The 13,552-nt window shown below is 47.2% G+C and carries 14 protein-coding genes and 2 pseudogenes; 12 read left to right on the top strand and 4 right to left on the bottom strand.

The window, feature by feature from the left end; genetic code table 11:
- Positions 1-225: 225 nt before the first annotated feature.
- A complete protein-coding gene (locus WG8_RS27295) occupies positions 226-384 on the bottom strand; it encodes a hypothetical protein (protein ID WP_007428417.1) in 159 nt (52 codons plus the stop codon).
- Positions 385-880: 496 nt separating this feature from the next.
- Here WG8_RS27295 and WG8_RS27705 point away from each other — a divergent pair.
- The 6 genes and pseudogenes from WG8_RS27705 to WG8_RS02195 form a co-directional block, all read left to right on the top strand.
- Positions 881-1,105 (top strand): annotated as a pseudogene (locus WG8_RS27705) (carbohydrate ABC transporter permease); the annotation flags it as partial.
- 75 nt (positions 1,106-1,180) lie between these two features.
- A pseudogene (locus WG8_RS26165) lies at positions 1,181-1,922 on the top strand (carbohydrate ABC transporter permease).
- A 29-nt stretch (positions 1,923-1,951) separates the two neighbouring features.
- Entirely contained in the window at positions 1,952-2,131 is a 180-nt protein-coding gene (locus tag WG8_RS27710; protein ID WP_007428419.1) for a hypothetical protein, read from the top strand.
- A gap of 903 nt (positions 2,132-3,034) precedes the next feature.
- The gene (locus WG8_RS29275; protein ID WP_007428422.1) at positions 3,035-3,157 is read left to right on the top strand and encodes a hypothetical protein; all 123 of its coding nucleotides are present in this window, start codon (positions 3,035-3,037) and stop codon (positions 3,155-3,157) included.
- Positions 3,158-3,300: 143 nt separating this feature from the next.
- Complete coding sequence (locus WG8_RS29280) at positions 3,301-3,429, top strand: hypothetical protein (protein WP_256873768.1); 129 nt, start codon at positions 3,301-3,303, stop codon at positions 3,427-3,429.
- Positions 3,429-4,613, top strand: coding sequence for a response regulator (locus tag WG8_RS02195; RefSeq protein WP_007428424.1), 1,185 nt, complete (start codon positions 3,429-3,431; stop codon positions 4,611-4,613). Before WG8_RS29280 ends, WG8_RS02195 begins: the two co-directional genes overlap by 1 nt.
- A gap of 70 nt (positions 4,614-4,683) precedes the next feature.
- Here WG8_RS02195 and WG8_RS02200 read toward each other — a convergent pair whose 3' ends face one another.
- A complete protein-coding gene (locus WG8_RS02200; protein WP_007428425.1) occupies positions 4,684-5,595 on the bottom strand; it encodes a LysR family transcriptional regulator in 912 nt (303 codons plus the stop codon).
- A 186-nt stretch (positions 5,596-5,781) separates the two neighbouring features.
- Between WG8_RS02200 and WG8_RS02205 the strand changes: the two genes are divergently transcribed.
- The 6 genes from WG8_RS02205 to WG8_RS02230 all read left to right on the top strand — a co-directional run bounded on the left by WG8_RS02205 (position 5,782) and on the right by WG8_RS02230 (position 12,376).
- Positions 5,782-6,372, top strand: a complete 591-nt coding sequence (locus tag WG8_RS02205) for a UbiX family flavin prenyltransferase (RefSeq protein ID WP_007428426.1) — start codon at positions 5,782-5,784, stop codon at positions 6,370-6,372.
- Positions 6,373-6,400: 28 nt separating this feature from the next.
- Positions 6,401-7,819 carry a non-oxidative hydroxyarylic acid decarboxylases subunit C gene (locus WG8_RS02210; protein WP_007428427.1) on the top strand — a complete coding sequence of 473 codons (1,419 nt, stop codon included), beginning with the start codon at positions 6,401-6,403 and terminating at the stop codon, positions 7,817-7,819.
- A gap of 41 nt (positions 7,820-7,860) precedes the next feature.
- The gene (locus tag WG8_RS02215; RefSeq protein ID WP_007428428.1) at positions 7,861-8,097 is read left to right on the top strand and encodes a non-oxidative hydroxyarylic acid decarboxylases subunit D; all 237 of its coding nucleotides are present in this window, start codon (positions 7,861-7,863) and stop codon (positions 8,095-8,097) included.
- Between the two features lie 59 nt (positions 8,098-8,156).
- Positions 8,157-8,618 carry a pyridoxamine 5'-phosphate oxidase family protein gene (locus WG8_RS02220; protein WP_007428429.1) on the top strand — a complete coding sequence of 154 codons (462 nt, stop codon included), beginning with the start codon at positions 8,157-8,159 and terminating at the stop codon, positions 8,616-8,618.
- An 88-nt stretch (positions 8,619-8,706) separates the two neighbouring features.
- Positions 8,707-9,867, top strand: a complete 1,161-nt coding sequence (locus WG8_RS02225) for a serine hydrolase domain-containing protein (RefSeq protein WP_007428430.1) — start codon at positions 8,707-8,709, stop codon at positions 9,865-9,867.
- A 172-nt stretch (positions 9,868-10,039) separates the two neighbouring features.
- The gene (locus WG8_RS02230; protein ID WP_007428431.1) at positions 10,040-12,376 is read left to right on the top strand and encodes an Ig-like domain-containing protein; all 2,337 of its coding nucleotides are present in this window, start codon (positions 10,040-10,042) and stop codon (positions 12,374-12,376) included.
- Positions 12,377-12,450: 74 nt separating this feature from the next.
- On the opposite strand, the gene sdaAA is transcribed toward WG8_RS02230, so the two are convergent.
- Positions 12,451-13,350: an L-serine ammonia-lyase, iron-sulfur-dependent, subunit alpha gene (gene sdaAA, locus WG8_RS02235; RefSeq protein ID WP_007428432.1), complete on the bottom strand. Its 900-nt coding sequence runs from the start codon at positions 13,348-13,350 to the stop codon at positions 12,451-12,453.
- A partial coding sequence (locus tag WG8_RS02240; RefSeq protein WP_007428433.1) for an ACT domain-containing protein occupies positions 13,328-13,552 on the bottom strand: 225 nt, incomplete at its 5' end. The genes sdaAA and WG8_RS02240, both read right to left, overlap by 23 nt.

Consider the following 13,552-nt stretch of genomic DNA (forward strand, 5'->3'; position numbering starts at 1 on the left):
GGTACTTGGACCGCAGGGTCCTGGGAGAGTAGGACGTTGCCAAGCAAAATAAAAAAGCACACCCTTAATGGGTTGTGCTTTTTTATTTTGACCGATTTATTTATCGTTTATACACAAGTTTATCGTGTTCCCGATTAAGAGCTTTACAGCATCCTGGTTGTCCTTTGTAAAGTGGTGTCTTGCAGGTTTCCCTAGAACGACAATATGGCACTATTCGAGAGACACTTAATCTATTTCAACTTGCTCTGTCTGGAGAACACTTAAGGCTTGAAGTTTACGTGTAATTTCCTTTTGCCATTTTTTATCTCCAACTTGTACGGCAAGATTAAGAAGATCCAAATAATCGTCAATATGCAGGGAGGTTTTGCTAAAAACTTCTTTCACTGCGGTCCTGCCTCCTTTGAAGTCTATGTGTATTTATCATTCAATAATGATAATCATTATCAAGATAATGAGCTTAAACATATTATGCCTGTGTTCAAGATAAATTGCAAGTTATGCATAAATAAATTTTAAAACACGTAAATAAGGACTAAAAAAACAACCCCTTCACCTTAGGTCCACACATTGTTCACGCCTTTTATATGGATTACATCATGATAAAAAAAGTGTGCATTGAGTGTCCACGGATAAGGGAACAATTGCGTAATGCTTCAACAAGAGGATGAGACAGATTATGGGCAAACAAAAAAAGTAAGCGCTTGCTATTGTGATGGGAGCGCCTTGGCATTGACACTGACAGTCTGTATTCATGGACGGAGCGCAAGTCCGGAGAATTCAGGTAACCAGGGAGGAGACACCTTAACAAAGGGTGTACCGATGCCTTCCAGAATGTTAATCCTGACCCGAGCCTCCCTTCATATAAAATAATTAATTAGGCCGATATATCACATTTTTACTCATTTTGCCGATAATTAGAATATCATGGTATTAGCTTTTATCGGTTCTCTGCATCCTTCAATTTGATCTGGGTGATGACGGGTGGAGGTCCGGCTCATGCGACGGATACGGCAGTGCATTGGCTACGATTCTTGAAATCATTTTCTTGTCATTTACAATTGTGATAAATTTTGTTTCCAAACGGATCGAAAATAAGGTAAGCTAAAGGAGAAGGGGCTGTTGAACGTCATGAAAGAAAACGGTGGTTTTTTCCCTATTGGCCATATTAATGATTACGCAGCTGTATCCGCTCTTCTGGCTACTAGTCTACTCGTTGAAGATGAATGAAGAAATAGGGAGCGCAAGCTTCATTGCACTCCCTGAAGTGCCCAGTGGGACAACTATCAGGAAGCCTATCAATCAGGGAACTACCTGCGTTATTTAGGAAACAGTGTGCTGTGACCGGGGCTACGATGAAGTTCGTCATTGTATTAAGCTCAATGACTTCTTATGCGATTATACGTTTTCGCTAGCGCTTCGGAGCTGCTGTACTGACCATGTTTTTGACCAGGATGATGATTCCGTTGCAGGCTACACTGCTGCCGTTGATGGTGATGTTTTAAAAATGCCCATGTTCTGAATACGTATTTCTCGCTGATTTTACCCATATCGCTTTCCAGACACCGATTGCGGTCTTCATCCTATCTGGCTTTACGCGGTCTATTCCCCACGAAATTGAAGAATCCGCTCACATTGACGGAGAAAGCATTTATCGCATTTTCCGCAGTGTAATCTTACCTATCTCGATTCCACTCATCATGACGGTGTGTATATTAACTTTCATTAATATCTGGAATGAATGCATTATGGCTTCTAGCTTTATCTCATTCGAAAAGCTCTATACATTGGTTAGCCCGTGTTCTGTGAATTACGATAATATTGGCGCTTTCTTGGTCATGGGAGCTTTACCAGTCATTATTATTTGTTTTGTCTTGTCCAAAAAGTTTACCAAGAGCATGGTAGCGGGAGCAGTTAAAGGATAGTCGGCCAAGGCGAGAGAGCGCACAGAGGAATGCTGCACCGTTTTCAATCCATTCAATACCGTTTATTTGTTCTCTTCCTGTTGAGCATGTCCGGCATTGTACTGGCGGTGAGCCTGTTGTTTTACAACTGTACTACGGTGCAGTTCCATGGTAAGGCCAGTGAACTGGCACGTAAAAATATTTCCCAGATAGCGGGGCTGTTCGAGTAGCTTGCCTGCTGTTAGCTACATCAACGAACGCATGATTACGAATATGTTGGGAGCTACCTATTATTCGCGGGAGGACCTGATCAGCATTCATGTTATCACGGACTCAGGCAAGGTATACAACTACGGTAACCATATATGAATGTCATTGATTACTTATTACACACACGGAATGGTATAAGAAAATTCGAAAGTCAGTGGGCAAAATCGCATGGCTGGGTGTGAATCTTCATTCTGTCATTGATCAGGCGGAAACCAGACCTGTGTTGCGTATGAACGGCAGCTCTATAATCTGGATGAGCACAGGCCGATCGGTAGTAGCAGCAGGTACCGGAGGATGATGTCATTTGCAGATTGGGGTAAGAAGAGAGTTGTAATCGCTTCCAAATTATTGTTTGCAGATTAGTCGGTCTTATTGTGGCCTTCAGCGAGGATTTGAACGTGGAGATGGTGCAAAATCAAAGGTATTTGCTTATTTAGCACCTATATTCATTATTGTGTCCGCGTTAATTCCATCTATCGTCTTCAGAGGAATTTCACCTACGTTCAAACGCGTCATTCGGGAAATGAAGCGGGGAGACGGGAAATTTCCGTCATACAGTAAACAGCGAGTCATATGAAGTAATCACACAGTTAGTCACTTCCTTTAACCATATTGTAAGACAAATTGCAGAACTGATCGAATTGTTTCGTATCACATCAGTCAGTGAAAAAAAACGCAGAGCTGCCATGGGCTACAGATGCAGGTTAGTCCACATTTTCTGTAAGATACGTCAGATATGATTTATTGGATGTTGGCTGGAAAGAGGGGGCCGATGTAAGCCCTCGTGAGAACTGGAGCAGATTGGTCATTGTCTTACCATTATTCAGGCCCGGCTGCAGGGCAGGGTATCTGTAGGTATCAGTATGGATGAGCGGTGGCTGGATATCCGTTTGCCAAAGATGACCTTGCAGCCGTTGATTGAAAATGCAGCGAAGCAAGGGCTGGAGCTGCAGATTGGGGATACAGGTGGCAAGCAGCTCGTTTGAGGGGAGGGGCTTGACAGAGCATTAAGCCTGCACATCATCGACAACGGTGCAGGGATGGAATACGAGCGATGGAAGGTGGTCCAGATAGCATTATTGGTAGAACCCGGCAATCAGTCGGGCAACGAGCAGGCGGGAGGCATCGCTTGCAAAACTTATATTTAAAACTACGGCACATGTTTGGAGAGGAATACGGTCTGCGGATCTCCAATACACCTGAGGCTGGAACGACAGTCACTGTAAGTGTGCCTTTGACACAGAAGGAGGAAAAATAATGAATATTCTGATAGCTGATGATGAAAGTATGATTCGGCAGGGGGTTCGGCGTACGATTAGCCAGGCTCTGCCAACCTGTGTCATTCATCTCGCAGCTTCCACTGAGGAAGCTGCAGGCATCCTGGCGGAGCATCCCGTCGATATTGTATTGACCGATATCCTGATGCCAGGCATGGATGGTCTGGAATTCATGCGAATTTCCAAGCGAAAGCATCCTCATCTACAGTGGGTTGTTCTCTCGGCCCATTCCGACTTCCAATATGCACAAAGAGCAGTGAAGCTGGGTGCCAAAGACTATCTGTTAAAGCCAATCAGCAAAAAGAAGCTGCTGAAATGCATTGAAATGCTGGCGGCTGAAGCGCTTGTTGCATCGCTGCAGGCCAACGAGGGCAGACTTCTCAAATCCAATATGGTCTATTTGCGTGAGACTGTTTTCCAACGCTATGCACTTGGACTGGACACGGGAAAACTGGATATACAGCCCTTTATCGAAAATTATCCGGAATTTCACCTCTTCATGGTTCGCATGGTGCCTGATCATAAGCAGACGCACCTGGAGCATTTTATGATTGAAAATGTACTGTCCGAGCTCATTGAGGCGGGAGGCAACGGCTTTGTCGTCAGTCTCGACCGCCACAGCCTGCTGGGCATTGCACGCCTGCAGGATGAAGCGGAGGCCGCACGGCTGGAGACGCTGCTCAAATCTCATTTGAAACGTTATGTGGAGGTGGCCCCGCAAATTACGCGCTCAGGCGTTCATCATAATTTTGCAGCCATACCTGAAGAGGTAGCAAGGCTAAGCCGGACGACAGAGGAGATTGCAGCCGCAGCGACGGACACTGGTGAATGTCTTCGTAAAGGCATGCATACGGTGGATGTGGCATTGCAATATATTCAGGCTCATTTTACGGAGGAGCTGTCGTTAGAAAAGGTAGCTTCGGTCGTCTTTTTGAACCCGGTCTATTTCAGCCAGTTGTTCAAGCAAAAAACAGGACAAGGCTATAAGGATTATGTCATTTGTTTACGGATGGAGGAGGCGAAACGGCTGCTCGGTGATCCCCATCTGCGGCTGGCTGATATTTCAGAGCGGATCGGCTACCAGGATATGCGGCATTTTACACAAGTATTCCGGCGCAAATGTGGAATGACTCCAACAGAGTATCGACATCAGGGAGTCAGGTAGGACGGGATATACAATCTGATCTGAATAGTGAGTGTCTATGTAATATATGACTGTTCTGTGAGTGGAGCTTCTACTCTGGAGCAGTCTTTTTTGTGTTTCCAGCTCCAGCTTGTAGGTATTCAACTAATTTGCGAGCTGCATTGGACAAATAACGATCCTTGCGCCAGACGACGGCTGGTCGGGTAAAAGGGAAGGGCTCCTTAATAGCTAGTGTACGAAATCTGTCGCCGTACTCTCGTCCCAAGCCAGTGTCCGGAATGATAGTAATGCCCATGCCTGTTGATACAAGTGAGAGAATGGTCGATATTTCAGGACAATCCAGTACTACACGGGGGATAAGATGCTGCTCCTGAAATTTGCGAATCACTGTCTCGTATACCCCAAGCCCTTCCGTTCGGCGTGCCAACAGGAGGTCATAGTTGGCGGCTTCCTGTAACGTGATTTCACCACTCGGATGACGATCAGCCCATTCACACGGAAGTACCACGACAAAAGGAGCCTCCTCTAATTCTAGTGTATGGTACGACTTGTCATCTACCGGAAGTAGGAGCAGGGCCAAATCAACTTTATTTTGATGCAGCAGTTCTTCCAGGTGATGCGTGTCCCCATGCCCTATTTTGATGTACACCCCCGGGTAATCCTGATGAAAGCGACTGAGAGGCCCGGTAATCAGAGACATACAGACCGATGAAGTACCTATGGACAGAGTACCGGTGACATTGCATTCAAATTCACCAATTTCTCTACAGGTGTCTTCCATCTCGGTCAATAATCGCTTGGCGCGGGTGTATAGTGCGTATCCGGCCTCAGTTACCTCCCATTTCTTTCCTTCACGGTAAATCAGCTTTACACCGAGCTCATCCTCCATATTTTTGAGTTGCTGACTTAATGGAGGCTGAGCCATGTTAAGCCTTCGGGCAGCCTTTGTGATTTGTCCTTCTTCGACAATGACGCAAAAGTAGTGCAGATGCTTTATATCCATTTAGGCTACCTCCCATTTCTGAACAACTTCAGCATGAATACTTTTAAAGTATGCATTACATATATTATATATATTTTTCGTGTGTACAGAAGAGGCGTATAATTTTTTACGGAGACGAATTGGATATAATTTCTAAAAGCAGAGCGTTGCCAGAGAACAGAGATCATGGAGTGTAGGAGGGGACACATGAAGAAAATCATTGTAGGAATATCAGGAGCGACGGGGTCGATCTTCGGTATCCGTATACTGAAGCACTTACGAGAGGCTGGGGCCCAGAGCCACCTTGTGTTATCTCCATGGGCTAGTGCGAATATTCCCTATGAGACAGGCTACACGGTAAAGGAAGTGGAGGCGATGGCAGATGTGGTTTACTCGTACAAGGATCAGGCTGCACGTATTTCTAGCGGCTCCTTCCGAATAGACGGTATGATTGTTGCTCCTTGCAGCATGAAGACGCTCGCCTCCATTCGCATTGGAATGGCGGACAACCTGCTCACTCGATCAGCGGATGTGATGCTGAAGGAACGAAGGAAGCTGCTGCTTATGACAAGAGAAACACCATTAAGCAGTATCCACCTGGAAAATATGCTGGAACTGTCACGCATGGGCGTGACGATCCTGCCGCCGATGCCTGCCTTTTATAACCATCCTGCAACGATTGAAGAAATGGTGGATCATATTGTATTTCGCGCATTGGATCAGTTCGACATCGTTACAACCGCAGCCAAACGATGGGATGGAATGAAGCAGACTGAATCCGCACTACACCAAAATTGAAAAATTGAAAAACAAAGGAGAATGAATGATGGCCTATAAAGATTTTCGTGATTTTTTGCATACTCTGGAGAAAGAGGGACAATTGCTCACGATTAGTGATGAAGTAAAGCCGGAGCCGGATATTGCAGCAGCAAACAGAGCATTAAACAACCTTGGAGATAAGACATCGGCTTTATTCTTCAACAATATTTATGGCTATACGGATGCTCGTATTGCAATGAATGTGATGGGCTCTTGGCCCAATCATGCTCTTATGATGGGAATGCCAAAGAACACTCCGCTCAAAGAGCAGTTTTTTGAATTTGCCAGACGCTATGAACAATTTCCGGTACCTGTGAAGCGGGAAGAAACGGCTCCTTTTCATGAAGTGGAGATTACAGAAGATATTAATTTGTTTGATATTTTGCCGTTGTTTCGTTTGAACCAGGGAGACGGGGGCTTTTATCTGGATAAAGCTATTCTGATCTCGCGCGATCTGGATGACCCGGATACGTATGGCAAGCAAAATGTCGGTTTATACCGGATGCAGGTGAAAGGTAAAAACCGCCTGGGCATTCAACCTGTACCTCAGCATGATATAGCGATCCATATCCGTCAGGCTGAGGAACGCGGGGAAAATTTGAAGGTAGCGATTGCCCTGGGATGTGAGCCTGTTATTACGACGGCTGCTTCTACACCGCTGCTATACGATCAATCCGAATATGAGATGGCAGGTGCCATTCAGGGTGAGCCTTACCGTGTGGTTAAAGCCAAGGATGCGGACTTGGATCTGCCTTGGGGAGCCGAGGTCATTCTGGAAGGTGAAGTGTTAGCGGGCGTACGGGAGTATGAAGGTCCATTCGGTGAATTCACAGGTCACTATTCCGGTGGTCGCGCGATGCCAGTCATCCAGATTAATCGTGTATATCATCGTAAGCAGCCCATCTTTGAGCATTTGTACATCGGAATGCCTTGGACGGAAACGGACTATATGATTGGTGTAAATACAAGTGTACCGTTGTTCCAACAGCTCAAGGATGCATTTCCTAATGAAATCGTAGCCGTTAATGCCATGTATACGCATGGGCTGGTCGCTATTATTTCTACGAAGACCCGGTATGGAGGCTTTGCGAAGGCTGTGGGGATGCGTGCGTTAACGACTCCGCATGGATTGGGATATTGCAAGCTGGTCATTGTGGTGGATGAGGATGTCGATCCGTTCAATCTGCCGCAGGTCATGTGGGCTTTATCTACCAAGCTGCATCCGAAGCATGATGCTGTCATAGTTCCAGGCTTATCCGTTTTGCCGCTTGACCCCGGCTCCGATCCGGCAGGTATGACGCACAAAATGATACTAGATGCGACGACACCTGTAGCACCGGATATTAGAGGTCATTACTCGCAGCCGCTTGATTCTCCGCTGGGTGTAGCAGATTGGGAGAAAAAGCTGAGCCAAATGCTTCGTTAAATATGTTTGAAAATAAAGAAAAATTAAAGGAGTGCTGACAGATGCATATTTGTCCCCGTTGTGAGTCCAATCGCTCAGAAGTTGTTTCCAAATCACCGGTTGAAGGTGCCTGGGAGGTTTTGTTGTGTCCTGTATGTATGTTCACATGGCGAACCTCGGAACCAGATAGCATTACCGATCCGGCAAAGTATAAATCAGCGTTCAAAGTCGATCCCCGGGATATTCCGAATGCGATCCACGTACCCCTGATTGCAGAACGGAGACAGGATCGTTCGTAACTGGATGTAAATTGTGGTATTTTGAGTATATGGGCCGAATGTAAAGGGGGTTATACTTAATGCAGATACCAAGGATCGGCAAGGAACTGTTTACGCTGTTGGACGGCAAGACGTTGGAGAACAAGCAGCATGAAGCGATGATGCTGCTGACAATCACGGAGGATCAGTGGCCGCACGTTGCAATGATTAGCGTAGGTGAGATTGTTGCGCTGGACGAGGAAAATTTGCGGCTGGCACTATGGCCGGGGACGACCACGACGGGCAACATGATCCGTACCGGGAAGGCAACGCTTGCGGTGTTCAACGGCGGGAAGGCGCATTATGTACGGCTGTCACTGCAGCATCTGCCGATGCTGCCCGGAGCCAAGCACGTACGTGAGCGATTTGCGGCACAGGTATTCGCAGCCCGAGAAGATTCGGCCCAATATGCAGATATTGTGACAGGTGTTACGGTCCGGCTCAAGGAGCCGGAAGCGGTGCTAAATCGCTGGAAAGAAACGGTGGCAGAGCTGTTAATGTAGAAAAGAAACAGGTTGAGCTTGTTGGTACAGGAGATTGGAGCGCGAGGGAAAGCTTGTTTCTTTTGAAGGAAGAACAGGAGGAATGAATATGTCTCGTTTTGACAAGGTAGACCAGCTATTACAACAATTTGTAGCGAATGGGCCGGCAGGGTGTGGCTGTGCCATTGCACAAAATGGTCAATTGTTGTATGAAGGGTATCACGGATATGCTGATCTGGAGGCTCGAAAACCAATCACTGAGGATACAGTGTATCGCTTGTTTTCCATGACAAAAGTTGTTGTATGTGCGGCTGCACTTATGCTGTACGAACGTGGGCAATTTTTGTTGAATGAGCCTTTATATGAATATTTACCCGAATATCGTGATGCGCATGTATTCAAAACCGCTCCCAACGGATACACCTATGTGGATAAGGCGGAAAACCCCATTTTAATTAAGCATATATTCAATATGAGTGCGGGCCTTCCTTACGCTTCCGAGTCTTCAGATACAGGAAAAGCCATGCAGCAGGTCATTACAGCATTAAAGGAAAAGCAGGGGAAATATGACTTGCGCACAGAAATTAAAGCGCTTTCTGAGGTTCCGCTTGCCTTTGAACCGGGAACACGATGGCTATACGGATATGGACATGATCTTGTTGCAGGTCTTATTGAAGTGATTTCAGGTAAATCATTAGGGCAATTTCTAAAGGATGAAATATTTGATCCGCTTGGCATGAACAATACAGGCTACCGTTATCGTGGAGATATTGCATCACGCATGGCCTCCGTTTATCAACGGACAGACACCGGGAAACTTGAAAAAATAGAGGGTTTTTTGGATGAATATCATCAGCCAGACGCTATATATGAAAGTGGAGGCGCAGGTCTGTATTCGACAGTCAAAGAGTACCTCACATTTTCACAAATGCTGTCGAATGGCGACATGGTAGACGGTGTGAGGCTATTGGGGAGAAAAACGGTTGATTTAATGCGTACAAATCATCTGAATACAGACCAATTATCCGATTTTACGAATTCATATCATACAGGTTATGGTTACGGACTGGGCGTACGCACGCTAATGGATAAAGCGGCCGGGCATGCAAACAGCTCTATTGGAGAATTTGGCTGGTCGGGAGCAGCGGGCACTTGGGTTTCTATAGATCCGAGCGAGCAGTTCTCGGTCGTTTATATGCATCAGCTTCATCCCAATATGGAGGAATACCACCATTTGAGAGTTCGTGCAGCAGCCTACAGCTGTTTGTAAAAGTGAGATTATACTTAACGGTTTGACCTTTGTCAGTGCCAATTCTAGTTAATAAGGACCAAATTTTCTTTAAAGCCTAAACTATTCTTTTCCATATGTCGACATTAAACGTAGGTATAAGGATTTTGCGGAATCCTTCATTTTAAGTTTTGAAATGGGAGGGAATTAGATTTTGAAGAATAGGTGGTCTGGTTTTCTGGCGTTGGTCATCCTGATCTCAAGTTTTACATCATATGCAGGGTTTGCACACGCGGCTGATCTGGTGCTTTCCAAGATTGTCCTTTCCTCTAACGAGGTAACTGTGCAACAGGGAGATACGGCTGCGTTGACGGCTACGGCTGTTTATACGGATGGGACGACTTCCAATGTAACCGTAAGTACGGAATGGAAAAGTGATAATACAGCTATTGCTACAGTATATAACGGCACAGTTTCAGGCAAGGGCGAAGGGGAAGCGACTGTGGTTGCGACCTATAAAGATAAGATACAGTCGGTGCAGGTACATGTAACGAAAAAGGTTAAGGCACTGACATCCAGTGCACAAAGCCTGAGCTTGCGTTCAAACGGCACAGGGCAGATTGATCTGACAGCGACTTACAGTGATAATACAACAGCTCAGGTTTCGGGTGATGCTACCTGGACCTCGGATAACCAGAAGGTAGCAACCGTAGTTAACGGATTGGTTACTGCTCAGGGAGCAGGGACAGCCAACATTAAGGCCGTATATGGTCAACAGACCGTAACGATTGCCGTGCAGGTGGAACAGGTTAAGCGTTTGGATGTCAGTCCATCAGAGGTTTCCCTTTTGTTGAAGGATACGGAGAAGGTTAAGCTGACAGCGACGTTTCCGGATGGAACGGTTCAGGACGTTACAGAGTCTGCCGAGTGGAGCTCCAGTAATGCAGCCGTGGCAGATGTGCTGAAAGGGGTTATTACCGGCTACAGCGCGGGCAAGGCGACGATTACAGGTAAATATGGTACCATGACCGCTACAATCTCAGTGGATGTGGACCAAACGAATAAGCTGAAAGCCAGCGAATCCGATATTTTCCTCCGTTTGGATGAATCCAAGAAAATTCAGGTTTCTGCTGTTTACCCGGACGGGACGGTAACAGATATCACGGATAAAGCTACCTGGACATCAAGCGACGAGAAAATCGCGACGGTGAATAAAGGAACGATTATGGCCATTGGAGCCGGTTCAGCTACAGTGACCGCCAAATATGGTGATAAGACCGTTTCCATCAAGACAGACGTCGAAACTTCCAGATATCTGGATTTGAGTGAGGACAAGCTGAGTCTGAATGCCAAGGAATCCAAAAAGCTCAAGCTGACCGCTACGTACGTAACAGGCGCGGAAGAGGATGTTACAAGCAAAGCAGAGTGGAAGTCCAGCAATGAGGATATTGCATTTGTCAGCAAGGGCGAAGTAACAGGCTATAAAACGGGTGAGGCAACGATCACAGCTTCTTATGGCGGTAAAACAGTCACAGCGACAGTATCCGTGAATGTGCCTGGTGATCTGGCTTTGTCCTCCAAAACAGCAACAATTGATATTAATGAGGACTATACGGCAACGTTGACCGCTACTTATGCCGATGGGCGTAAGGAAGATGTGACACAAGATGCGGAATGGACTTCAAGTGCGGAAGACATTGCTTCCGTATCCAAAGGAACGATTACAGGGAAATCATCCGGTAAAGCGGTTATTACAGCAACCTACAATGGCAAAAAACTGACGATCAACGTACAAGTGGGCTTGGTAGACCGGTTGGAAACCGACTCACGTGTAATTGCGCTCGGTGCCCAGGAAACGAAGCAGCTGAAGGTAACAGGCGTCAAAAGTGGCGGTACAAAAACAGATGTAACCAAGGATGCCACCTGGACTACCAGCAATGTGAAGGTGGTCGAGGTTAGCGAGGGCTTGATCAAAGCGAATGGCAGCGGCAAGGCAACCGTTACAGCTTCCTATGGTAAGCAAACCATTACGTTTACAGTGGAAGTGGACGTAGCACAAAGGATTGAAGCAGATGCGGTCTCGTTATCACTCAAATCCGGTGATCAAAAAACCATCGCGATTGTTGTTAAATCCAGTGATGGCAAAGAAAAGGATGTTACAACTCAAGCTGAATGGAAAACATCCAATTACAAAGTAGCTACAGTTAAAAAAGGCCAGGTTACCGCGGTCAGCTATGGTAAAGCTAACATTCAGGCGAAGTTCGGCGGAAAGGTGATCAGCGTACCTGTGGATGTAGATACACTTAAATATTTGCAAACGGACGAAGTCGCCTTGAATTTGAAGGCTGGGCAGATAGCTAAAGTGACAGCTACAGCCACGTACAAGGATGAGTCGGAAAAGGATGTGTCCAAACCGGCTGTCTGGTCCTCGTCCAGAATTATTGTCGCCACCGTCAAAGACGGCAATATTAAGGCGCAGGGCAAGGGGAAGGCCGTGATCACGGTCAAATATGCAGGCAAAATGACGAAGGTACAGGTGACCGTTCAGTAAGAACAAAGGGGTGTCCCAAAAGCCATGAAAATGGCTGTGGGACACCCCTTTTTATATTAGAGAAGCGGTGAAAACTACGACTTGTTCTTCTTGGTCGATGCGTTGCGTGTGAGCGACTCGGTCAAACGCTTGCCGGTTGGCGTCTGGGCCAAGCCGCCTTTGGCGGTCTCGCGGTGCTTTGAAGGCATGGCGCTGCCGACCTCAAGCATCACGTCAATGACTTCGTCAGACGGGATGGCGCTGCGCACACCTGCCAAGGCCATGTCCGCTGCGGCAAGCGCGGTGACAGCTCCCAGCCCGTTGCGCACGATGCACGGAATCTCCACGAGTCCGGCGACGGGGTCGCAAATCAGGCCGAGCGTGTTCTTAAGTGCGAGGCCTACGGCGTGAAGGGCCTGTTCAGGCGTACCGCCGCGCAGCTCGACCATAGCGCCGGCGGCCATTCCGATGGCTGAGCCAATCTCAGCCTGGCAGCCTCCCTCCGCGCCGGAAATGAAGGAGTTGTTGGCGATCACGTAGCCGATTGCTCCAGCGGCGAACAGGCCGTGCACCATATGCTTGTCATCCCAGCCGAATCGCTCCTGTGCACTGATAAACACACCGGGGATGACTCCGCATGAGCCAGCAGTGGGCGTGGCGACAATGCGACCCATAGACGCATTAACCTCCGATACGGACAGGGCATACGCCATGGCGAGCGCTGAGGCATCGCCGGAGCAGGTTTCGCCTGCCCGCAAATATTCGGCCAGACGCTTGCCGTCGCCGCCCGTCAATCCGCTGCGGGATACAGTATCTTGCGTCTGACCGCGATGAACGGCTTCCTTCATCACTTGATAATAATCAGACATTTGGCGGAAGATTTCTTCCTCAGGAGTGTTCGTCTCCTGTGCCTGCTCTTGAATCATCAGACGGCCAATCGTGGTGGATTCCTCAGCACATAAAGCACTGATTTCATGCAAATGGGTAAATCGCATCAGATTCAGCTCCTTTTTTCAAATGAATCATTTTAATTTCGTACATATGTGGTAAGGACCGCAGCTTCGCGATTAATTCAGGCGTAGCAGGACTGTCCATTTCGATGGCAGTAAGTGCTTCACCATCCCGGCCTTTGCGATCCACGTGCATATAGGCAATGTTAATATCAGCCGCGCCGAGCGCTGTAGTCACCGTGCCCAA

The organism is Paenibacillus sp. Aloe-11, assembly GCF_000245715.1.
GTDB lineage: Bacteria > Bacillota > Bacilli > Paenibacillales > Paenibacillaceae > Paenibacillus > Paenibacillus kribbensis.

Excerpts from the sequence above, each read along its gene's own strand:
- WG8_RS02210 (WP_007428427.1), top strand. The coding sequence starts at position 6,401 with ATGGCCTATAAAGATTTTCGTGATTTTTTGCATACTCTGGAGAAAGAG.
- WG8_RS02205 (WP_007428426.1), top strand. The coding sequence starts at position 5,782 with ATGAAGAAAATCATTGTAGGAATATCAGGAGCGACGGGGTCGATCTTC.
- WG8_RS29275 (WP_007428422.1), top strand. The coding sequence starts at position 3,035 with ATGGATGAGCGGTGGCTGGATATCCGTTTGCCAAAGATGACCTTGCAG.
- WG8_RS02195 (WP_007428424.1), top strand. The coding sequence starts at position 3,429 with ATGAATATTCTGATAGCTGATGATGAAAGTATGATTCGGCAGGGGGTT.
- WG8_RS27710 (WP_007428419.1), top strand. The coding sequence starts at position 1,952 with ATGCTGCACCGTTTTCAATCCATTCAATACCGTTTATTTGTTCTCTTC.
- sdaAA (WP_007428432.1), bottom strand. The coding sequence starts at position 13,350 with ATGCGATTTACCCATTTGCATGAAATCAGTGCTTTATGTGCTGAGGAA.
- WG8_RS02225 (WP_007428430.1), top strand. The coding sequence starts at position 8,707 with ATGTCTCGTTTTGACAAGGTAGACCAGCTATTACAACAATTTGTAGCG.
- WG8_RS02215 (WP_007428428.1), top strand. The coding sequence starts at position 7,861 with ATGCATATTTGTCCCCGTTGTGAGTCCAATCGCTCAGAAGTTGTTTCC.
- WG8_RS02200 (WP_007428425.1), bottom strand. The coding sequence starts at position 5,595 with ATGGATATAAAGCATCTGCACTACTTTTGCGTCATTGTCGAAGAAGGA.
- WG8_RS02220 (WP_007428429.1), top strand. The coding sequence starts at position 8,157 with ATGCAGATACCAAGGATCGGCAAGGAACTGTTTACGCTGTTGGACGGC.